The organism is Pantoea sp. GW821-FHT03E06, from assembly GCF_059420725.1.
Genome location: NZ_JBWKUG010000002.1, coordinates 382,444 through 401,915, shown reverse-complemented (window position 1 = coordinate 401,915; position 19,472 = coordinate 382,444). Strand labels below are relative to the sequence as shown.

The window sequence follows — 19,472 nt, the reverse complement described above, 5'->3', positions numbered from 1 at the left end:
ATGACGTTATCCATTGTTGGACGCTGCGCGGCAAATGGCCAAATCGGCATCGCGATCGCCTCATCCAGTATCGCTGTGGGCGCGCGTTGCCCGTGGTTACGCTCTGACGTCGGTGCCGTCTCAACGCAAAACATCACGTTACCGGCGCTTGGACCACGCATTTTGGATCGCCTGCAGCAGGGTGACAGCGCTGAAGCCGCGTTGCGTAGTGGTTTAGCGAGCGATTGCTGGTTTCAGTATCGCCAGATAACGGTGTTAGCGGCCGATGGGCAAAGTGCCTGGTTCAGCGGAGAGCAAACGTTGGGGATACATAACGCGCAAAGCGGTAACCAGTGCGTCGCCGCCGGTAATTTGCTGGCCAATCCCGAGGTCATCCCGGCGATGGTCGCTGCTTTTGAGCAGCAGCAGGGGCAACTTGCCGCGCGTTTGCTGGCGGCGATGCAAGCCGGCATGGCGGCGGGAGGTGAAGCGGGCCCGATACACTCAGCCGCCTTATCGATCGTGGCGGATCAAGTGTGGCCGATTGTCGATCTCCGCGTTGACTGGACCGCAGCCGAGCCTATCGACGAGCTGAACCAGCTGTGGCTGGCTTACCAGCCGCAAATGAATGATTACGTGACGCGCGCCATCGATCCCACTCAGGCACCCAGCTACGGCGTGCCGGGTGACGAGTAACGTTCAAGGAGCGGTGATGTTAACCAGTCGACAACTGCTTGAAACGCTGGTGGCGTTTGATACCACCAGCCGCGAATCCAACCTGGCGCTGATTGATTTCGCCTGGCGCTACTTAACCGATCTGGGGGTTAGCTGCGAGCTGATCCACAACGCTGAACGCAGTAAAGCCAATCTTTATGCGCGGCTGGGGCCAGCGGGCGATGGTGGCGTCATGCTCTCCGGCCACAGTGATGTGGTGCCGGTAGAGGGGCAAAAATGGAGCCTGCCGCCGTTTACCCTAACCGAGCGTGACGGCAAGCTATACGGGCGCGGCACCGCAGACATGAAGGGTTATATTGCCTGTATGCTGGCCGCGGTTCCGCATTTTCTGGCGCAGCCGCTTACGCATCCTCTTCATCTGGCGATCACTTACGATGAGGAAGTGGGCTGCGTTGGCGTGCGTACTTTGCTTGACGCACTGGCGCAACGTGCGGAAAAACCGGCTATTTGCCTGATAGGCGAGCCAACTGAACTGCAGCCGGTGCTGGGACACAAAGGTAAACTGGGCGTGCGCTGTGAAGTGAAAGGCGCCGCCTGTCATTCGGCCTATGCGCCGCAGGGCGTGAATGCCATCGAATACGCGGCCAAATTAATTCATCGCCTCACTGCGATAGGCGAACGCCTTTCGCAACCGCAACGGCAGGATGCACGTTTTGATCCCCCGTTCACGACGGTACAAACGGGCACGATCAACGGTGGCACCGCGTTAAACATTGTGCCAGCCGAATGTACCTTCGACTTCGAAGTCCGCACCTTACCGCACGATAGCGCGCAGGCTATCGCCGATGAGCTGGAGAATTTCGCTCAAACCGCACTTTTACCGCCTATGCGGGCTATCGCACCTGAAAGCGGCATCCGTTTTTATCCTATAAGCGGCTATCCAGGTTTATTCACCGATAAGGAGAGCGCGGCGGCGCAGCTGATTGCCTACCTGACTCAATCAACCGATTTTTCAACGGTAGCCTTTGGTACGGAAGGCGGGCTGTTTCATCAGGCTGGCATTCCCAGCGTAATTTGCGGACCCGGCAGCATGGCGCAGGGCCATAAGCCGGATGAATTTATCAGCGTTGCCCAGCTTGACGCGTGTGATGCCATGCTGGCTCGGCTTGCCGGATGGATGTGCCGCTCATTATCGTGACAACGTCACGGATTGCGTTGCTTTATGTTTTCCAAATGCCAGCTTCAGTAAGCACTAACCGTGTTATACGCGCACAAGCCGTATGCTGGTGACAAGCAATACAGCCCCGTTTTTTGGAGATTCCATGGTAAGTGCAGAAGTGACTTCATTCCCGCATCCTGAGCGGCTTGCGCCAGCAGCGCAAGCCGTTAACGTTGCCGTGCAATTAGATGGCGTGCTAAAGCGTTTTGGTGACGCCATCGCGTTACACAAGATTTCTCTCACGATTGAAGAAGGCGAGTTCATTACGCTATTGGGGCCATCTGGCTGCGGGAAAACTACGCTGCTTAATCTGATGGCGGGTTTTGCCGAAGCCGACGGCGGCGAAATTTTCATTGATGGCGATCTGGTGACGGAGATCCCGCCTTATCAGCGTGAAATCGGCATCGTATTCCAGAATTACGCGCTATTCCCGCATATGACGGTAGAGAAAAACGTCGGATACGGCTTGCGTATGCGCGGTGTGGCGAAAGATGAAATTGCTGAGCGTGTTGAACAGGCGTTGGCGCTGGTCAAACTGGCGGGCTACGGCCACCGCAAACCGCGCGAGTTATCTGGTGGACAGCAGCAGCGCGTGGCGCTGGCACGGGCGCTGGTCATTCGCCCGAAAGTGCTTTTGCTGGACGAACCCTTCTCCGCACTGGATAAAAATTTACGCTTATCGATGCAGGTCGAGCTAAAAGCTATCCAGCGCAAACTGGGCGTTACCACGGTGTTCGTGACGCACGATCAGGGCGAAGCATTGAGCATGAGCGATCGCGTTGTCGTGATGTCAGCGGGGCACGTGCGGCAAATCGGCACGCCAGATGAGATCTATCGCCGCCCGCGCGATCCTTTCGTCGCTGGTTTTGTGGGCGATGTGAACATTCTGCCGGGTCGATACGCTGGCCGTGATAGTGCTGCGGTGGTTGAACTGGGCGGCAATGCGCTGCGTCTGCCCGCGGAACGCGTCCAGGCTACGGTGGGCGAGCGGCTTGACGTGTATGTCCGCCCTGAGAACATTCAACTGGCTGCGCTTGGGCCGCACTCCTTCCTCAGCGCGACGGTGATCACCCATGTCTTCCAGGGCGACCATGTTGATGTGCATCTTGATGTGCCCGCGTTAGGCAGTGCGACACTGTTTGCCCGTCAATCGGGGCTGGAATCATTGACGCGCTGGCCGGTGGGCAGCGTGGTGGGCGTGATGTTTGATGATGAGGGCGTTTGCGCCTTTACCTCTGAGAAGCAGGGATAACGCAGATGCTACCAGAAATGATGAAAGCGGTGATTGCTCACCAGCCGGGCGGCCCCGAGGTGTTAACCATGGTTGACCGCGCGGTACCGCAGCCAGGGGCAGGTGAAGTGCTTATCCGCGTAAGCCATGCGGGGGTGAACCGTCCTGACATTATGCAGCGCAGCGGGATGCCCGTTCCACCCGGTACCAGCGAGGTGCTTGGTCTGGAAGTATCGGGCGTTGTCGCGGAATTGGGTGAGGGCGTTGATAGCCTGAACCTCGGCACGCCGGTGATGGCGCTGCTCAACGGGGGTGGCTATGCCGAATATTGTGTCGCACGCGCCGAACTCTGTCTGCCGGTGCCGGCAGCGCTGCCGCTGGCGCTGGCCGCCGGCGTGCCGGAAGCGGCCTTTACCGTCTGGCATAACCTGTTTGAGCTAGGCCGCCTAACGCCGGGTGAAACCGTGCTGATTCATGGGGCGGCCAGCGGCGTGGGCAGCTTTGCGATTCAAAGCGCGCAGGCGTGCGGTGCGCGGGTTATTGCCACGGCTGGCGGAGCCGCTAAGATTGCCGCACTTCAGCGACTCGGCGTGTGGCGCGCCATTGATCGCCACAGCCAGGATTTTGTCGCGCTGATCCAGGATGAAACTCAAGGCCACGGGGTTGATGTGGTGCTGGACAACGTGGGGGGGGACTATGTGGCCCGCAATCTCAGCGTTATGGCGCAGGGCGGACGCCATGTCAGCTTGTCATTTATGCGCGGCGCTAAAATTGAACTCGATTTGCAACTGGTGATGCGCAAAGGCTTGAGCCTGACCTCATCCACGTTACGTCCTAAGCCGGCCGCCGAAAAAGCGCGTCTGGCCGAGTGTCTGCGAAAACACATTTTGCCGCTGCTGGCAGCAGGAAAAATCATTCCCACGCTACATCAAACCTTACCGTTAGCGCAGGCGGCTGAGGCACATCGCATCCTGGAAGCCAATGCCAATATCGGCAAAGTGCTGCTCGCCATTGATCAACCAGGAGTGTCGAGATGATGCAGCTCTACTACGCCAGCACCTCGGCTTATGTTCGCAAAGTCATGGTTACGGCGCATTGCCTTGGGCTGCTCGATGAGATTACGCTTTTGGCGTCAGCGGCCCATCCCATCGAACGCGATGAGCGCATTGCCAGCATCAATCCTTTAGCCAAGGTGCCTGCGCTGCGAACCGAGGCGGATTTATGTCTGTATGACAGCCGCGTGATTTGCGAATACCTCAACGCACGCGCGCAGGGAAATTTACTGCCGGCGCACGGTGAATCCCGCTGGGTAAGTCTGGCTCGTCAGGCGTTGGGTGATGGATTGATCGATGCAGCACTGCTGGCGCGCTATGAGTTCAGCGCGCGCCCGGCAGAGAAGCAGTGGCCTGGCTGGGCTGATGCGCAGTTAAAAAAAGTCAGCGCCGCACTGGGCGAAATTGAACGTCAGGCTGCCGGCTTTAACACCCTCCCCGATGATATCGGTTTAATCGCTATAGGTTGCGCGCTCGGTTACCTCGACTTCCGTTTTGCCGGGATGAACTGGCGTAAGCAGCATCCCCTTACTGCCGCGTGGTTTGCAATTTTCGATGCTCATCCGGCCATGGCCGCCACGCGCCCGCATTGATAGTCAGGAGCTTACATGGCACAGCAGATTTTCTTCCTTAACGGACCGAACGCAAATTTGTACGGCATGGATAAAGGCGGCACTTACGGCACGGAAAGTTTTGTCAGTATTGGTGAGCGATGCCAGCGCCGTGCGGCAGCACACAACGTGAACCTGCAATTTCGCCAAAGTAATCATGAAGGCGTTATTGTCGACTGGATTCAGGAGGCACGTCAGCATGCGGCGGGGATAATTATCAACGCGGCGGGGCTGAGCTACAGTTCAGTGCCTATTCTGGATGCCTTGCTAATGTTCGATGGACCCATTATCGAAGCGCATATGAGTAATATCTGGAAGCGTGAACCCTTTCGCCATCACTCGATGGTTTCCAAAGCGGCCACCGGTGTGATTGCCGGACTCGGCGTGCTGGGGTACGAGCTGGCGATTGATGCGGTGGTCACGTTGATAAAGGCGGACGCGGCATGAGTACGTTGGTGTTTTACAGTGAATTCGACAGTTTCACCGAGTGGTCAGCGCTATTGGCGCCGCATCTTCCCGGCGTCACTATTTGTCGCGCTGAAGAGGTACAGCAGGCTGATGAGGTGCACTATGCGCTGGTGTGGAAACCCCCGCACGGTTTTTTTGCCCCTTATCGCCATTTAAAACTGTTGGTCAATCTGGGGGCTGGCGTTGATTCGCTGGTTGGCCGTGATGATTTGCCGGACATTCCGATAATCCGCCTGTCGGATCCGCATATGGCGCGCATGATGGCCAGCTACGTGCTGTTTGCCGTGCTGCGCTACGCGCGTGATATACCAGCGTTTGAGCGGGCGCAGCGCGATCGACGCTGGCATTATCTGCATCCGCGATCGCCAGAAAGCGTGCGCGTAGGGGTGCTTGGTTTGGGTGAGCTGGGAGCCTATGCCGCGAGTGAATTGGCGCGGCAGGGGTTTGATGTACGCGGCTGGTCGCGTTCGCAGAAAACGCTGGCAGGCATTGCCTGCAGCAGCGGAATGGATGCGCTGGACGACTTCCTCGCCAGCAGTGACATCCTGGTGGTAATGCTGCCGTTGACGCCGCAAACCCACGGATTGCTGAACGCTGAAAGATTAGCGCGCTTGCCGCAAGGCGCTGCGTTTATCAATGTGTCGCGCGGTGCCATCGTTGATCAGCAGGCATTAACCCTGGCGCTGAGGCGCGGGGATATTGCCGAAGCAACGCTGGATGTCTTCGATCGTGAACCTTTACCTCCAGATGATGCATTGTGGGGCATGGATAATGTGCTGATCACGCCTCATCTGGCATCTGTGGCGATCCCCGCCAGTGCCGCACCGCAGGTGGCGGATAATATTCACCGCATCACTCGCGGGGAGCCGGTGTTAAATCAGGTGTTTCCGCAACAAGGTTACTAAAGCAAGCGCTTAGTTGCGTCGCTATGCATCCAGGTGCGCATGAACGCGCACCCTACGACATCCCCTTACCCTTTATGGTGTCCGGTTCACGCTTATCTGACGAGCATTACGCCACCTTGACCACTTGCGGATCGAAATAGCTCGGTGCCGCCATGCCGGGAATGTACTGGTCGGAAATAAACATGCGGCAACGCTCGGCAAAGGCACTGACCACCATCGATTGCTGCACATGTGCCACCGTGGCATAGCCGAGTTGCATGGGCTTATTCACACCCGCCAAACGTACGCGAATTAAGCGTTTACCATCCTGCGAAAGGTGAGCTTTGGGCCGCACGTTAGCGATGCCAAAACCTACGCCGTTTGCCACCATCGCGCGGACCACTTCCATATTGCTCGAGCGCATAACAATGTTGGGCGTGACGCCCGCCTCACTAAACAGACTCAGAAAATATTCCCGGCTCCACGGCATATCCAGCAATACCATCGGCACATCGGCCAGATCCTGCATAGAGACGGCTGATTGCGTGGCGAACGGATGATGTTCACCCACCATCACATAAGGCGGCAACTGCGCGAGTGATTGAAAGGTGATGTCGCCGGCAGGAACCAGATCGTAAGTCAGGGCAATATCGATATCGGCCGCACGCAGCTGTTTCAATAGCTGCTCGTGATTGCCCTCTACCAGCGTGATACGCACGCCAGGAAAAGCGCGACCAAAACCGAACACCAGTTCAGGCGTCAACATCGGCGCTAAGGTATCGAGACAGCCGACGCGCAGCGGTCCGCGCACATTATTCATGGATTCTGAAGCAATCGTGTAGAGGTTCGACATCTGCTCCAGGATCAGCTTCGCCTCTTTTAAAACCTGATGGCCGATGGCGGTGAGTGAGACGCCCTGCGCGTGATGACGGACAAAAAGCTGCACGCCAAGCTCAGACTCAATATGGGTGATAGCCGCTGAGATCGACGGTGATGAAACGTGGATACGTTCCGATGCGCCGATAATGCTGCCCGCTTCACCGGAAGCGACAAAATATTCCAGCTGACGCTGGGTGATGCGACTGAGCATGCAGATTCTCCTGGGATTGCTGACGCGCTCATGTCGCGCCAGTCATTCTAATTGTGTTGGAGACTATGCATTTATCATGCCGGCTCCCGTAACAGGATAATCACCTGCCTGCATCTCTTCGCCCATTCGCTTCTGCCTCACCTGCGGTTAAGAAAATCCTTGCCAGAGCAGCGCTTTTTTTAGCGTCAGAAATTCTGACGCAACAGCGAGGTAAATGCTGTTTTACCGAATCTCAGCCTGACGGCAATATCGCTTTAACACCAGAGAGCTGCCTTCGCACTGTTGTAGTGCAATGCGACGTAACGGAGCAGACGGTGGTTCACAGTTGCTACCACAGCCATTTCATTCATTGGGGACGAGAATATGTTGCGTAAGATTTGTGCCTTAACGTTGTTGACCACTGGCGTATTAAGCGCGGGCAATGCAATGGCCGCAGATAAGCTGATTGTCAGCACCTGGGGCGGCAGCTTTAAAGATCTGATTGATCAAACCATCGCGAAAGAGTTCACCAAAGAAACCGGTGTTGAAGTGCAATTTGTCACGGGCGGAACCATTGACCGCCTCAACAAAGCTAAGTTGGCCGGCGGCTCGCCCGAAACGGATGTGACGTTTACCACCGCGCACGTCGGCTATTTATATGCCAACAGCGGTCTGTTTGAGAAGCTCGATATGAGCAAAATCCCTAATGCGGTCAATCTGGTGCAGCAAGCCAAAGTCAGCCCTTATCACCTTGGTGTTTGGGGTTATGTTTACACCATCGGCTACCGTCCCGATTTAGTGCCAAAAGGCGAAACCTTCTCCAGCTGGAACGATTTGTGGCGCCCTGAGCTGAAAGGATCGCTGGCGCTGCCCGATTGGGATCCCAGCCATATTATTGCGGTATCTGCCAAGCTCTCCGGTACGGATGCAGCACACTGGCAACAGGGGCAAGCCAAGCTAAAGGCGCTGATTCCGAACATCAAATCCTTCTATACCGATGATGCCAACAGCCAACAGCTGATCTCTACCGGCGAAACCCCGGTGCAGGTGATGTTGTCGATGAATGCCTACAGCATGATTGCCGAGGGCGTCAACATTAAGCTGGCCATTCCCAAAGAGGGCGCGATTCTCGGGGTGGATACCGTGGGAATCAACAAAGGCACTAAGCATGCCGACCTGGCCTACAAATTTATGAACATTGCGCTTAAGCCGGAAATCCAGCAGCAGGTGGCGAAGATCTATCGCGGCAGCCCAACGGTGACCAATGCGCATATCGATCCTGAGCTGGCGAAGTTGCCGGGCATGCTGACCACGCCCGAACAGTGGAATGCCACCATCAACACCGATCCGCAGCTGCGCGCGGAGAAAACCGCCGAATGGCGTCAGTGGTTCTCGGAAAACATCATGTCTCATTGAGGGGGATGGGCAGCCCGCGCTGCCCACTTCTCAACGGTAGTCGCAACATTTTATGCAGGCAGCAACGTCTATGACGAGAAAACCGACATTTTTACCCTGGTTCATTATCCCAGCCACCTTTACGGCGCTCGGGTTAGTGGTTGCCATGTTCGCCGTGATGCAGTTTAGCGTGCGGGCCTATATTCCCGGTTCACTGGACGTGGGCGGATTTACCCTGGCGAACTTTAATGGCTTGTTTAAGAAAATCTATGCCGATGCCTTTATCAACACGGTGCTGCTTAGCGCGAAAACCGCCGTTTTTGGTTTACTGATGAGCTATCCGCTGGCCTACGCGCTGGTGCGAACGCGCACCACATGGATCAAATCCACCCTTTTGATTATTGCCATCACGCCGCTGTTTCTCGGCGAAGTGGTGCGTACCTATTCGTGGATTATCGTGTTGGGCAATAGCGGATTTCTTAACAGCTTACTGCTGGCAATCGGCATCATTCATAAGCCTATCCAGTTTATGTTCACGCAAACGGGAGTGGTGGTGGCGCTGGTGCATGTGACGATGCCGATCATGGTGATGATGCTGGCCACCGCGCTGTCACACATCAATCCTGATTATGAAAAAGCCGCCACCAGCCTCGGGGCCGGGCCCATACGCACACTGCTTACGGTGACGATTCCGTTGTCGCTGCCAGGCATAGTTTCCAGTTTAACCACGGCCTTCGCCTGGACCTTCAGTGCTTTCGCCACCCCGCAACTGATCGGTGGAGGACGCGTTAGCACCGTGGCCACCATGGTGTATCAGCTGGGATTTTCATCGATGAATTTTCCGTTTGCCGCCGCGCTCAGCATTGCCGGTTTACTGCTGACGATTCTGCTGCTGATGGTGCTAAAACGCATGAGCCGCTTCCTGCACGCAATGGGAGAACATTAAGATGACGCGTTCGCTAAACGATAAACTGATTACCCTGACCGGTCGCCTGCTGGTCATTGCCATTGTTCTGTTTGTCATGCTGCCAACGATTGTGGTTTTCATCTCCTCATTCAGCAGCACATCGGTGCTGTTCTTCCCGCCGAAAGGCTGGTCACTGCGCTGGTTTGAGCGTGCAGTAAGTTACGATGATTTTCGTCACGGCTTCTATTCAGGCCTCATTGTTACCGCCTGGGCATCCTCCCTGGCGGTGATCATCGGCGCAACACTGGCTATTGCAATTGAGCGCTACAGCTTTCCCTGCAAGCAGGTGCTGGAAGGGGTGTTGCTCTCACCGCTTTTCATTCCCCATTTCACTATTGGGCTGGGTTTGCTGATGCTGGTTTCGCAGCTCGGTATCGGGCGCGGTTATCCACTGGTGATTTTCTGCCATATCGTGCTGGTGCTGCCGTTCGTGTTGCGCAGCGTGTATGTGTCATTAAAGAATCTGGAGCAACGTATTGAACTGGCCGCCGCCAGCCTTGGTGCATCGCCTTTACGCGTGGTGTGGACCATCACCGTGCCGTTGATATTACCCGGCCTGTTTGGCGGCTGGTTATTTGCGGCCATCCTGTCGTTCAATGAATTCACTGCCTCGCTGTTTATTACCACGCAAGCGACGCAAACCCTGCCGGTGGCGATGTACAACTATGTACGTGAATTTGCTGACCCCACGCTGGCGGCGCTCTCGGTTATTTATATTGCCGTAACGGCAACAATGTTAATTATTGCCAATAAGTTTTTAGGCTTAGGAAAAATTCTGAATGTTGAAGCGGGACATTAATTAATTTACTGAGCGTCAGCGCTTTCTAACGCACCGATTAACTTCAATGCGACTCTTTTCCATGAAAAGGGCGGAGTCGTTCATCTTTAGGAAATTCACATGTCAGTAGAAAAAATGAATACCGTGATTGTCGGGGCAGGCCAGGCAGGTATTGCGATGAGTGAGCATCTGTCATTAATGGGGGTTCCCCATGTGGTTTTAGAGCGTAGTCGTATTGCCGAACGCTGGCGTTCTGAACGTTGGGATTCATTAGTTGCGAATGGTCCAGCGTGGCACGATCGTTTTCCGTCATTAAAATTCGACAATATTTCCCAGGAAGCTTTTCCGCCCAAAGAGCGTATGGCGCAATATTTCGAGGATTACGCAAAAATGCTCGATGCGCCCGTGCGAACTGGCGTTGAGGTTTATCTGGTTGAGCGCCTGGCCGGACGCAGCGGATTTAAAGTCGTCACCTCGGCGGGAGAATTTGAGGCGGATAACGTGGTAGCCGCCACCGGGCCTTTTCAAAAGCCCTCGTTCCCGCAGATTGTGCCAGAGAGCGTCGCGCTGCATCAGATCCACTCTTCGGGCTATAAAAATCCTCAGCAGCTGCCGGAAGGCGGCGTGCTGGTGGTGGGTGCTGGCGCTTCCGGGACACAAATCGCGGAAGAGTTAAGAAAATCAGGGCGTGACGTGTATCTCTCAGTCGGCGAACACTATCGTCCGCCGCGCGCCTATCGCGACCGTGATTACTGCTGGTGGCTCGGCGCACTTGGCCTGTGGGATGAGGTGAAGATCAAGCCGAAAAAACAGCACGTTGCCTTTGCGGTGAGCGGCTATGAAGGCGGCAAAACGGTAGATTTTCGTCGTCTGGCCCACATGGGCATCACGCTTGTGGGCATCACGACGCGTTGGGATGATGGCGTACTCAGCTTTGCCGAAGGTTTGGCGGAGAATATTGCCGAAGGGGATAAAGCCTATTTCGATGTGCTGCGTGATGCAGATGCTTATATTGTACGCAACGGTTTGGACCTGCCGCCGGAACCGCAGGCGTGGGAGTTATTGCCGGATCCTGAATGCCTGATTAATCCGCTGGCTAAGTTGGATATTCATGGCGCAGGGATTAGCACTATTATTTGGGCCACCGGATTTAAATTTGATTTTAGCTGGCTACAGGTCGATGCATTTGATGAAAAGGGTGTGCCATTCCATAAGCGCGGTATTTCAGCAGAACGTGGCATCTATTTTCTTGGCCTGCCGAATTTGGTTAATCGTGCGTCCTCATTTATTTATGGTGTCTGGCATGATGCGAAATATATAGCTGACCATATCGTGTTGCAAAATGCCTATACCGATTACGTAAAATCGTAATTTATGCGCATGAGGTGCGTATAAATACGCACCCAGCCGCGCTGTAGTGAATATTTTCGGATGCCGATTGATGAACATAACCTGTATTGAAGAGTTACGCCTTCTGGCGCGTAAGCGTGTACCGAAAATGTTTTATGATTATGTGGATGCAGGTTCATGGACGGAATACAGCTATCGCGCTAATGAGGCCGACCTGCAACGCATCGAATTTCGTCAGCGCGTGGCCGTCGATATCTCTCAGCGCAGCACCACCAGCACGATGTTGGGGCAACCCGTTACGTTGCCGATGGCGATTGCACCCACCGGCTTAACCGGCATGGTGCATGCCAATGGTGAAATCCTTGCCGCGCGGGCAGCAAAAAATTTTGGCATTCCTTTCACGCTATCCACCATGAGCATCTGTTCTATCGAAGCGGTGGCACAGGCGACACAGCACCATCCCTTTTGGTTTCAGCTGTATGTGATGCGCGATCGTCAGTTTGTCGCCCGTTTGATTGAGCGCGCTAAAGCCGCCAACTGCAGTGCGTTGGTGGTTACCATGGATTTACAGGTGTTTGGTCAGCGGCACAAAGACATCAAGAATGGCTTATCCACGCCGCCCAAAATGACGCTGAAAAATATGATCAACATTGCCAGCAAACCGCGCTGGTGCCGCAACATGCTGGCATCACCGCATCGTAATTTTGGCAATATTATTGGTCATGCCAGCGGGGTAGAGAGTATTGATGCAATGATGGCGTGGACGCAGCAGCAGTTTGATCCTTGCCTCTCGTGGCAGGATGTTGAGTGGATTAAACAGCGCTGGGGCGGCAAACTTATTGTCAAAGGCATCATGGATGCTGAGGATGCGCGATTAGCGGTGGCAGCGGGTGCGGATGCCGTGATCGTTTCTAATCATGGTGGTCGTCAGCTGGACGGCGTCTCTTCATCGATATCCATGTTGCCACTGATTGTTGATGCGGTGAAAAATCAGGCCGAAGTGCACTTTGATGGCGGCATCCGTTCCGGACAGGATGTTCTCAAGGCTATCGCGCTGGGCGCCAAAGGCACCTATATCGGCCGCAGCATGCTGTATGGATTGGGGGCATTAGGTGAGCAGGGCGTAACCTGTGCGCTGAATATCATCCGTAATGAATTCGACCTCTCAATGGCGTTTTGTGGCAAAACGGAAGTGGCCGCAATTGATGCGACGATATTGCGTCAGGATATTTGCCGATAAAAAAAGCCGGACATGGTCCGGCTTTGTTCATTTCTGGCGTGAATTACAGCGCCATATCCTGCTTGCCTGATTCCACACGCGGCTTGGCCTGCGTTGGCGCCACGGTCTGGTCGCCCATGTTAATCACCGGCGGTTTAGTCAACTGCAGCGTGGCTGCGGTATTGTCCCAAACCTGCTGCGTCAACGCGGTGTTGCCGTTCAGCTTCTGGCCGAAACTTGGCACGACGTCACGGATCTTCTGCTGCCACTCTGGCGATGCAAACTGCTCTGGGAACAGCTTCTTCATCACGTCGAGGGTGATAGGTGCGGCAGTCGATGCACCTGGTGAGGCACCTAACAGCGCTGCCAGGGTTTTCTGCTGATCGGTCACAATTTCGGTGCCCAGCTTCAGCACGCCGCCTTTGTCTGCGTCTTTCTTAATGATCTGTACGCGCTGACCGGCCTGAATCAGTTTCCAGTCCTCTTTACGTGCGTTTGGATAGTACTCCTTCAGCGCAGCAAAGCGATCATCATCATTCAGCATCACCTGACCAATCAGGTATTTCACCAGATCAAAGTTATCAATACCCACATGCGTCATCGGCATGATGTTGCTGGTGGTGGTGGCGCTCAGCAGATCGAACAGCGAACCGTTTTTCAGGTACTTGGTCGAGAAGGTGGCGAACGGGCCAAACAGCACCACTTTCTTACCGTCGAGGTAGCGAGAATCGATGTGTGGCACGGACATTGGCGGTGCGCCCACAGAGGCCTGGCCGTACACTTTTTCCAGGTGACGGTTGGCGATCTCTGGGTTTTCGGTCATCAGGAAGGAACCGCCGACCGGGAAGCCGCCGTAGTTATCGGCTTCTGGAATACCGGTTTTCTGCAGCAGCTTAATGGCAGCGCCGCCTGCGCCGATAAACACGTATTTCGCATCGACAGAGCGCTTATCACCGCTCTTCACATCTTTAACGGTAACGTGCCAGGAGTTGTCACTGTTACGCTTGAAATCAGTGACTTCAGTAGACGTTTCCAGCTTGAAGTTCTGATCTTTTTTCAGGCTGCCGATCAGCTGACGGGTGATTTCACCGTAGTTGACGTCGGTGCCCACTGGCGTCCAGGTTGCAGCAACTTTCTGGTTCGGATCGCGGCCTTCCATCACCAGCGGTGCCCATTGCTGGATCTGCTGATGATCGGTTGAGAATTTCATGCCCTGGAACAGCGTCGTTTTCTGCAGCGCCTCATAGCGCTTGGTGAGGTATTCGACATTTTTGTCGCCCCAAACGAAGCTCATATGCGGAGTCGAATTGATAAACGAGTGTGGATCGTGCAACACGCCGCGCTGTACTTGTGAAGTCCAGAATTGACGAGAAATCATGAACGCTTCGTTGATTTCCAGCGCTTTGCTAACGTCGATTGAACCGTCTGCACGCTCTGGCGTGTAGTTCAGCTCCATGTTAGCAGAGTGCCCCGTACCGGCGTTGTTCCAGCCGTTGGACGATTCCAGTGCCACGCCATCCAGCTTCTCAACCATCAGCTGTTTCCAGCCCGGCTGAAGCTCTTGCAGCCAGGTGCCAAGCGAGGCGCTCATGATACCGCCGCCAATCAGCAGCACGTCAGTTTTTTCTGGTGCATCTTCAGCGTGTAGCGCAGAAGAGACAAACAGCGCTGCCAGCGATAGGGCAGACACGATCTTTTTGGTGTGAGTCATTCCAGTCCTACTTATTATGCAATGCAGGTGAACGTTAAAAATTCGGTTTGCACATTAAGAGATTGTTACGAAATGATTAACTTATTTTTAGTTAATAAAGTATTGGTGTTAATTAATTAACTTTAAAAAAAGAAAGGCGGATAAAACATAAGCAAAACAGGGAGTAAAGCGAGGATAAACCGCTCAGGTCACGCGGTTATTCTTTATATCGGTTGACGCGACTTAGGTCAAATAAAAACCTCGCCTACCGCTGCACATTTCATAAACCATCACTGCACGAAGCGTGTTCATTGCGCGTAGCAAAACTGTATTACCCTAAGGTCTCTAATGATTTGTTTAAACACTTTCACGTGGGCAACGGCATGGCTAACAAAACGCTGTATGAAAAACTGATCGATCAGCATGTGGTTCGGACGTTAGACGACGAAGGGCATGTGCTGCTGTACATCGACCGCTCTATTCTGAATGAGTACACCAGCCCGCAGGCGTTTAGCGGTTTGCGCGATCACCAGCGTGCGGTGCGTAATCCCGGCACTATTTTACTGAATGTCGATCACGTCAACCCAACGCGTCCCGAACGCGATGACGCGATGACCGATGCCGGTGGACAATTACAGGTTGATTATTTCCGCCAGAATGCCGCGCATTTTGGCATTGAACTGTTCGATGTGATGGATCCACGTCAGGGTATTGAACATGTTGTTGCCCACGAGCAGGGCCTGGTCATGCCCGGAATGGTGATCGCTGCAGGTGATAGCCATACCACCACATACGGCGCGTTTGGTGCACTTGGCTTCGGCATCGGCACCTCGGAAATCGAGCATCTGCTTGCCACGCAAACGCTGATTTATCGCCGGTTGAAAACCATGCTGGTGACGGTGAACGGCGAGTTGCCATTTGGCTGCTCGGCGAAGGACATCATCATGGCGCTGATTGAGCAGATTGGCGCTTCAGGCGCTACCGGTTTTGCCATTGAATTTACCGGTGTTGCCATTGCGGCGCTGAGTATGGAAGGGCGCATGACGCTGTGTAACATGGCGGTGGAAGCCGGTGCTCGCGGCGCTATCATCGCGCCGGATGAAAAGGTCTTTGCCTATATTGCGGGCAAACCGCAAATGCCGGTGGGACCAATGTGGGATCGGGCCGTTGCGGAGTGGCGTGCATTAAAGAGCGATGCTGACGCGCCCTTTGATCGCCGCATTACCATCGATTGTAGTGACCTCGAACCCAAAGTGACCTGGGGAATTAGCCCGGATCAAGCTGGCGCTATCACGGGGCGCGTCCCCGATCCCGCGCAGGAAAAAGATCCGGTTAAACAGCAGGCGTTAAATACCGCACTGAAATACATGGGGCTGGAACCCGGCACGCCGTTAGCCGATATCGCCATCACGCACGCCTTTATTGGTTCCTGTACCAATGGTCGAATTGAGGATTTACGAGCCGCGGCCGCCATTATCGACGGCCATAAAATTGCGCCACACGTGCGAGGCATTATCGTTCCTGGTTCAACTCAGGTGCGTCAGCAGGCAGAAGCGGAAGGATTAGCGGCGATATTCATCAACGCCGGCTTTGAGTGGCGTCAATCAGGTTGCTCAATGTGTCTGGCAATGAATGAAGATGTGCTTGCGCCTGGCGATCGTTGCGCTTCAGGTACCAACCGTAATTTCCCAGGCCGTCAGGGCGCAGGTGCCCGCACGCATTTGATGAGTCCGGCGATGGTTGCCGCCGCCGCGATTGCCGGTCATCTGGTTGACGTCCGCCGCTTTATGACAGCAGAGGTTTAAAATGGAAGCGTTTAATAACATTACCGGCACGCTCGCCCCGTTACCGGCTGCCAATATTGATACGGATGTGATCATGCCGAAGCAGTTTCTCAAAGGCATTGATCGCCAAGGTTTAGATCGCGGCGTGTTCTTCGACCTGCGCTTTTTGGCCGATGGCAGCCCAAACCCGGATTTCATTCTCAATCAGCGCGGGTGGGAACACGCCACTTTCTTACTGGTGGGGGCGAATTTCGGCTGTGGTTCCAGCCGCGAACATGCGGTGTGGGGGCTCAATCAGCTCGGCATTCGCGCCATTATTGGTACCAGTTTTGCCGGTATCTTTGATGATAACTGCCAGCGCAACGGTGTTCTGACGCTGACGTTGAGTGATGAGGATTACCAGCGATTGAGTGCAGTGGCGAACGATCCTACCAACAATCGCATTACCGTTTCGCTGGAACAGCAGGCGATCCTTTTCGATAATCAACGTATTGCGTTCTCCGTGAGCGCATTGAAACGTGAAATGCTGCTGGGCGGCGGAAGCGCTGTAGATTGGACGCTGCAATACGCCTCTGATATTAGCCAGTTTGAAACGCAGCATTTTGCCCAACGTCCGTGGCTGAAACGCGCGAATACGGCAAAGGATGAACAGCATGAGTGAGATAACGCCTCAGGGAGATTCGCCGTTTATTGAAGGCTTTACGCTTAGCGACGTGCGTCTGGCTAACGGCATTACGTTACGCGTAGCCATGGGCGGCGAAGGGCCGCCGCTGCTGCTTTTGCATGGTCATCCGCAGAATCATCTGGCGTGGCGCAAGATTGCGCCGCAGCTGGCGCAAAAATATCGCGTTATCCTGCCGGATTTACGTGGCTATGGCGACAGTGATAAACCGCCGAGTGACGAAACCCATCGCCCCTACTCAAAACGCGTGATGGCCGATGACATTAGCCTGCTGATTGAAGCATTGGGATGGGAGCGCGTGGCTTTCGTGGGCCACGATCGCGGCGCCCGCGTCGGGCACCGATTGGCGCTCGATCACCCGGAAAAACTCTCCTGCTGCGTATTTGTCGATATTGCACCTACCGCAACCATGTATGCATTAACCGATAAAACATTCGCCACGCGTTATTTCTGGTGGTTTTTCCTGATTCAGCCGTACCCGTTACCCGAAACCATGATCGGTCACGACCCGGCTTTATTTCTGCGTAAACACATTGATGGCCAATTAAAAACGCCAGGCGCAACCTCGGATGAAATATTTAATGATTATCTGCGCTGTTATCAAAATAAAGCGATGATACATGCAGTATGCGAAGATTATCGCGCTGCGGCCACCATCGATTTAGACGACGACGCGCAAGACAGTGATAAACGTATTGAATCTCCGCTATTGCTGTTGTGGGGTGAAAAGGGCACGGTTGGTCAGTTATATAACGTAGTGGATACCTGGCAGGATAAAGCGCGTCATGTGCAAGGGCAGGCATTACCTTGTGGCCACTCGCCGCATGAGGAAGTACCCGAACTGTTTTTAAGCCAGCTTCAGTGCTTCCTGGATTCTGTGTTATAACCGGCTAAATTTCTTTAACGCTGTGGTGTTATGAAGATATTGCTTGCCGGAAAAAGTTATCAGAAACCCTTGCAGGGCTGGCCTTCAGTAGACGATCTGTACGTGTTTATCAGCGTGGCGCGCTATGAAGGTTTTGGCCGCGCCGCGACGGAGCTGGGCCAGTCGCCATCTTACATCAGCAAACGTATTGCCATCCTTGAAAAGCAGCTGGAAACCCGGCTGTTTTTTCGCACCAACCGTGTGATGCGCCTGACGCCCGAAGGTGAAAAAGCGCTGGAGGGCGCGCTGCAGGTGGTGCATGAAATGGATTCTTTCCTGAATAATTTCCAGCAGTGGCGCGGAGAGCTGACCGGCGACCTCACCGTGGCTTGCTCCTTTGGTTTTGGGCAAGACTATCTTTCCGACGCCGTGGCAGAATTTATGGCGCGTCATCCCTCGCTGAATATCAAATTAATTCTCACCGATCGCGATATTGATCTGCTGCAATCTGGCATCGATGTTGATATTCGCGTCAGTGATGATATTAATCACTCTTACATCGCCAAAAAATTAGCAGCTAATCGGCGTATTTTATGCGCATCGGCAGAGTATTTAGCGCAGTCACCTGCATTAACCACGCTGGGCGATTTGATGGATCACAGCTGCCTTATTATTAATGAAAACAACAATACATTTGGGCATTGGACATTGACCGATGGTGAGAACAAAATTGTTTGTCGTCTTAATAGTCACTATTCATCCAACAGTGGCAAAGTGATTCTTAACTGGGCATTAAAATCACACGGGATTGCACTGCGCTCAGCCTGGGACGTTTCACCTTATTTAACAGAGAACAAACTCGTTCACGTTTTACCGCAGTGGTATCAGGAAGCCAATATATGGGCGGTTTATACACAACGCTCTTCAGAATCTCCGCGTATTAAGGTGTTTATTGATTTTCTGTCGGAGTATTTCGCAGAAAAAAGCCTGCCGATGACGCAAGGCAGGCTATGAATTCATGCAGGACGACAGTAAACATCAGCCATAGGCCACTTTACTATTGATGTGATAAAGCGTCGCTGTTGCAGCCATCACGTGTTGGCCATCGTGCGCCGGCTCGTGAGACTCAACGTCGGTGATGTGGTAGCCCACAGCGCCAGCGGCAAGTGCTTTTTGCACAAATGCGTCATTCAGTTCTTCCATTGAGGTGGCCCAGCTCACGGAAGTAAATCCAACCGGATGGATTGATGAAATTTCGCGATGGGTTAAATCAGCACGAATTAAAACGGGTTTTACAGATTGCGGTGTAAAGATTGAGATAACATCATTAATTAATTGTTTCATGGCCATACTCCTCGGAAAGAATAGCTGAGCCCATGGCTGAAGCTGCGAGTTGTTCAATTGTTGATAATGCGCTTTTACATCCCAAAAATGCTCACGGCGGGTGATCATTGCCGGTAAAGCTAATAAACACGTTTTGAGGTTAAGCGTTTTAGCTTTAATTGCTAATTAGATGTTAAGAAATCTTCAGCCACAACTCATTCAAACTTCCGC

19 protein-coding genes are annotated in these 19,472 nt (G+C 53.9%); 16 read left to right on the top strand and 3 right to left on the bottom strand.

Annotated features, from left to right (window positions below; all coding sequences use genetic code 11):
* The 7 genes from AC07WB_RS21370 to AC07WB_RS21340 all read left to right on the top strand — a co-directional run bounded on the left by AC07WB_RS21370 (position 1) and on the right by AC07WB_RS21340 (position 6,140).
* Positions 1-675: a DUF1028 domain-containing protein gene (locus AC07WB_RS21370; RefSeq protein ID WP_494941274.1), complete on the top strand. Its 675-nt coding sequence runs from the start codon at positions 1-3 to the stop codon at positions 673-675.
* 16 nt (positions 676-691) lie between these two features.
* On the top strand, positions 692-1,852 hold the full coding sequence (argE, locus tag AC07WB_RS21365; protein WP_494941273.1) for an acetylornithine deacetylase: 1,161 nt from the start codon (positions 692-694) through the stop codon (positions 1,850-1,852).
* A 124-nt stretch (positions 1,853-1,976) separates the two neighbouring features.
* Positions 1,977-3,125 carry an ABC transporter ATP-binding protein gene (locus tag AC07WB_RS21360; RefSeq protein ID WP_400457700.1) on the top strand — a complete coding sequence of 383 codons (1,149 nt, stop codon included), beginning with the start codon at positions 1,977-1,979 and terminating at the stop codon, positions 3,123-3,125.
* Positions 3,126-3,130: 5 nt separating this feature from the next.
* A complete protein-coding gene (locus AC07WB_RS21355; protein ID WP_097097925.1) occupies positions 3,131-4,141 on the top strand; it encodes an NAD(P)H-quinone oxidoreductase in 1,011 nt (336 codons plus the stop codon).
* On the top strand, positions 4,138-4,749 hold the full coding sequence (locus AC07WB_RS21350; protein WP_345830682.1) for a glutathione S-transferase: 612 nt from the start codon (positions 4,138-4,140) through the stop codon (positions 4,747-4,749). The genes AC07WB_RS21355 and AC07WB_RS21350 overlap by 4 nt, the downstream gene beginning before the upstream one ends.
* A gap of 15 nt (positions 4,750-4,764) precedes the next feature.
* The gene (locus tag AC07WB_RS21345) at positions 4,765-5,214 is read left to right on the top strand and encodes a type II 3-dehydroquinate dehydratase (RefSeq protein ID WP_400457706.1); all 450 of its coding nucleotides are present in this window, start codon (positions 4,765-4,767) and stop codon (positions 5,212-5,214) included.
* Positions 5,211-6,140, top strand: coding sequence for a 2-hydroxyacid dehydrogenase (locus AC07WB_RS21340; RefSeq protein ID WP_494941272.1), 930 nt, complete (start codon positions 5,211-5,213; stop codon positions 6,138-6,140). Before AC07WB_RS21345 ends, AC07WB_RS21340 begins: the two co-directional genes overlap by 4 nt.
* Before the next feature lie 106 nt (positions 6,141-6,246).
* On the opposite strand, the gene AC07WB_RS21335 is transcribed toward AC07WB_RS21340, so the two are convergent.
* On the bottom strand, positions 6,247-7,209 hold the full coding sequence (locus tag AC07WB_RS21335) for a LysR family transcriptional regulator (protein WP_097097922.1): 963 nt from the start codon (positions 7,207-7,209) through the stop codon (positions 6,247-6,249).
* A 363-nt stretch (positions 7,210-7,572) separates the two neighbouring features.
* Between AC07WB_RS21335 and AC07WB_RS21330 the strand changes: the two genes are divergently transcribed.
* From AC07WB_RS21330 to AC07WB_RS21310, 5 genes are all read left to right on the top strand, one after another.
* Positions 7,573-8,604 (top strand): polyamine ABC transporter substrate-binding protein, encoded by a 1,032-nt coding sequence (locus tag AC07WB_RS21330; RefSeq protein ID WP_097097921.1) that lies wholly within the window; start codon positions 7,573-7,575, stop codon positions 8,602-8,604.
* 70 nt (positions 8,605-8,674) lie between these two features.
* The gene (locus AC07WB_RS21325) at positions 8,675-9,529 is read left to right on the top strand and encodes an ABC transporter permease (RefSeq protein WP_345830688.1); all 855 of its coding nucleotides are present in this window, start codon (positions 8,675-8,677) and stop codon (positions 9,527-9,529) included.
* Position 9,530: 1 nt separating this feature from the next.
* Positions 9,531-10,349, top strand: a complete 819-nt coding sequence (locus AC07WB_RS21320; protein ID WP_097097919.1) for an ABC transporter permease — start codon at positions 9,531-9,533, stop codon at positions 10,347-10,349.
* A gap of 99 nt (positions 10,350-10,448) precedes the next feature.
* Positions 10,449-11,699 (top strand): flavin-containing monooxygenase, encoded by a 1,251-nt coding sequence (locus AC07WB_RS21315; protein ID WP_400457710.1) that lies wholly within the window; start codon positions 10,449-10,451, stop codon positions 11,697-11,699.
* A 70-nt stretch (positions 11,700-11,769) separates the two neighbouring features.
* The gene (locus AC07WB_RS21310) at positions 11,770-12,918 is read left to right on the top strand and encodes an alpha-hydroxy acid oxidase (RefSeq protein ID WP_345830692.1); all 1,149 of its coding nucleotides are present in this window, start codon (positions 11,770-11,772) and stop codon (positions 12,916-12,918) included.
* A 43-nt stretch (positions 12,919-12,961) separates the two neighbouring features.
* Here AC07WB_RS21310 and mqo read toward each other — a convergent pair whose 3' ends face one another.
* Positions 12,962-14,608: a malate dehydrogenase (quinone) gene (gene mqo, locus AC07WB_RS21305; protein WP_494941271.1), complete on the bottom strand. Its 1,647-nt coding sequence runs from the start codon at positions 14,606-14,608 to the stop codon at positions 12,962-12,964.
* A 362-nt stretch (positions 14,609-14,970) separates the two neighbouring features.
* Here mqo and leuC point away from each other — a divergent pair, with 362 nt between their 5' ends.
* The 4 genes from leuC to AC07WB_RS21285 are packed head-to-tail and all read left to right on the top strand — an operon-like array spanning position 14,971 to position 18,932.
* Positions 14,971-16,392, top strand: coding sequence for a 3-isopropylmalate dehydratase large subunit (gene leuC / locus AC07WB_RS21300; protein WP_400457717.1), 1,422 nt, complete (start codon positions 14,971-14,973; stop codon positions 16,390-16,392).
* 1 nt (position 16,393) lies between these two features.
* On the top strand, positions 16,394-17,032 hold the full coding sequence (leuD, locus tag AC07WB_RS21295) for a 3-isopropylmalate dehydratase small subunit (protein WP_097097914.1): 639 nt from the start codon (positions 16,394-16,396) through the stop codon (positions 17,030-17,032).
* Positions 17,025-17,939, top strand: coding sequence for an alpha/beta fold hydrolase (locus AC07WB_RS21290; RefSeq protein ID WP_097097913.1), 915 nt, complete (start codon positions 17,025-17,027; stop codon positions 17,937-17,939). Before leuD ends, AC07WB_RS21290 begins: the two co-directional genes overlap by 8 nt.
* A 30-nt stretch (positions 17,940-17,969) precedes the next feature.
* Complete coding sequence (locus AC07WB_RS21285) at positions 17,970-18,932, top strand: LysR substrate-binding domain-containing protein (RefSeq protein WP_345830702.1); 963 nt, start codon at positions 17,970-17,972, stop codon at positions 18,930-18,932.
* A gap of 24 nt (positions 18,933-18,956) precedes the next feature.
* Here the strand turns inward: AC07WB_RS21285 and AC07WB_RS21280 are convergent, their stop codons facing one another.
* Positions 18,957-19,262: a YdgH/BhsA/McbA family protein gene (locus AC07WB_RS21280; protein ID WP_097097909.1), complete on the bottom strand. Its 306-nt coding sequence runs from the start codon at positions 19,260-19,262 to the stop codon at positions 18,957-18,959.
* Positions 19,263-19,472 lie beyond the last annotated feature (210 nt).

Excerpts from the sequence above, each read along its gene's own strand:
- AC07WB_RS21280 (WP_097097909.1), bottom strand. The coding sequence starts at position 19,262 with ATGAAACAATTAATTAATGATGTTATCTCAATCTTTACACCGCAATCT.
- leuD (WP_097097914.1), top strand. The coding sequence starts at position 16,394 with ATGGAAGCGTTTAATAACATTACCGGCACGCTCGCCCCGTTACCGGCT.
- mqo (WP_494941271.1), bottom strand. The coding sequence starts at position 14,608 with ATGACTCACACCAAAAAGATCGTGTCTGCCCTATCGCTGGCAGCGCTG.
- AC07WB_RS21290 (WP_097097913.1), top strand. The coding sequence starts at position 17,025 with ATGAGTGAGATAACGCCTCAGGGAGATTCGCCGTTTATTGAAGGCTTT.
- AC07WB_RS21310 (WP_345830692.1), top strand. The coding sequence starts at position 11,770 with ATGAACATAACCTGTATTGAAGAGTTACGCCTTCTGGCGCGTAAGCGT.
- AC07WB_RS21315 (WP_400457710.1), top strand. The coding sequence starts at position 10,449 with ATGTCAGTAGAAAAAATGAATACCGTGATTGTCGGGGCAGGCCAGGCA.
- AC07WB_RS21340 (WP_494941272.1), top strand. The coding sequence starts at position 5,211 with ATGAGTACGTTGGTGTTTTACAGTGAATTCGACAGTTTCACCGAGTGG.
- AC07WB_RS21370 (WP_494941274.1), top strand. The coding sequence starts at position 1 with ATGACGTTATCCATTGTTGGACGCTGCGCGGCAAATGGCCAAATCGGC.
- AC07WB_RS21325 (WP_345830688.1), top strand. The coding sequence starts at position 8,675 with ATGACGAGAAAACCGACATTTTTACCCTGGTTCATTATCCCAGCCACC.
- argE (WP_494941273.1), top strand. The coding sequence starts at position 692 with ATGTTAACCAGTCGACAACTGCTTGAAACGCTGGTGGCGTTTGATACC.
- AC07WB_RS21330 (WP_097097921.1), top strand. The coding sequence starts at position 7,573 with ATGTTGCGTAAGATTTGTGCCTTAACGTTGTTGACCACTGGCGTATTA.
- AC07WB_RS21360 (WP_400457700.1), top strand. The coding sequence starts at position 1,977 with ATGGTAAGTGCAGAAGTGACTTCATTCCCGCATCCTGAGCGGCTTGCG.
- AC07WB_RS21355 (WP_097097925.1), top strand. The coding sequence starts at position 3,131 with ATGCTACCAGAAATGATGAAAGCGGTGATTGCTCACCAGCCGGGCGGC.
- leuC (WP_400457717.1), top strand. The coding sequence starts at position 14,971 with ATGGCTAACAAAACGCTGTATGAAAAACTGATCGATCAGCATGTGGTT.
- AC07WB_RS21345 (WP_400457706.1), top strand. The coding sequence starts at position 4,765 with ATGGCACAGCAGATTTTCTTCCTTAACGGACCGAACGCAAATTTGTAC.
- AC07WB_RS21320 (WP_097097919.1), top strand. The coding sequence starts at position 9,531 with ATGACGCGTTCGCTAAACGATAAACTGATTACCCTGACCGGTCGCCTG.
- AC07WB_RS21335 (WP_097097922.1), bottom strand. The coding sequence starts at position 7,209 with ATGCTCAGTCGCATCACCCAGCGTCAGCTGGAATATTTTGTCGCTTCC.
- AC07WB_RS21350 (WP_345830682.1), top strand. The coding sequence starts at position 4,138 with ATGATGCAGCTCTACTACGCCAGCACCTCGGCTTATGTTCGCAAAGTC.
- AC07WB_RS21285 (WP_345830702.1), top strand. The coding sequence starts at position 17,970 with ATGAAGATATTGCTTGCCGGAAAAAGTTATCAGAAACCCTTGCAGGGC.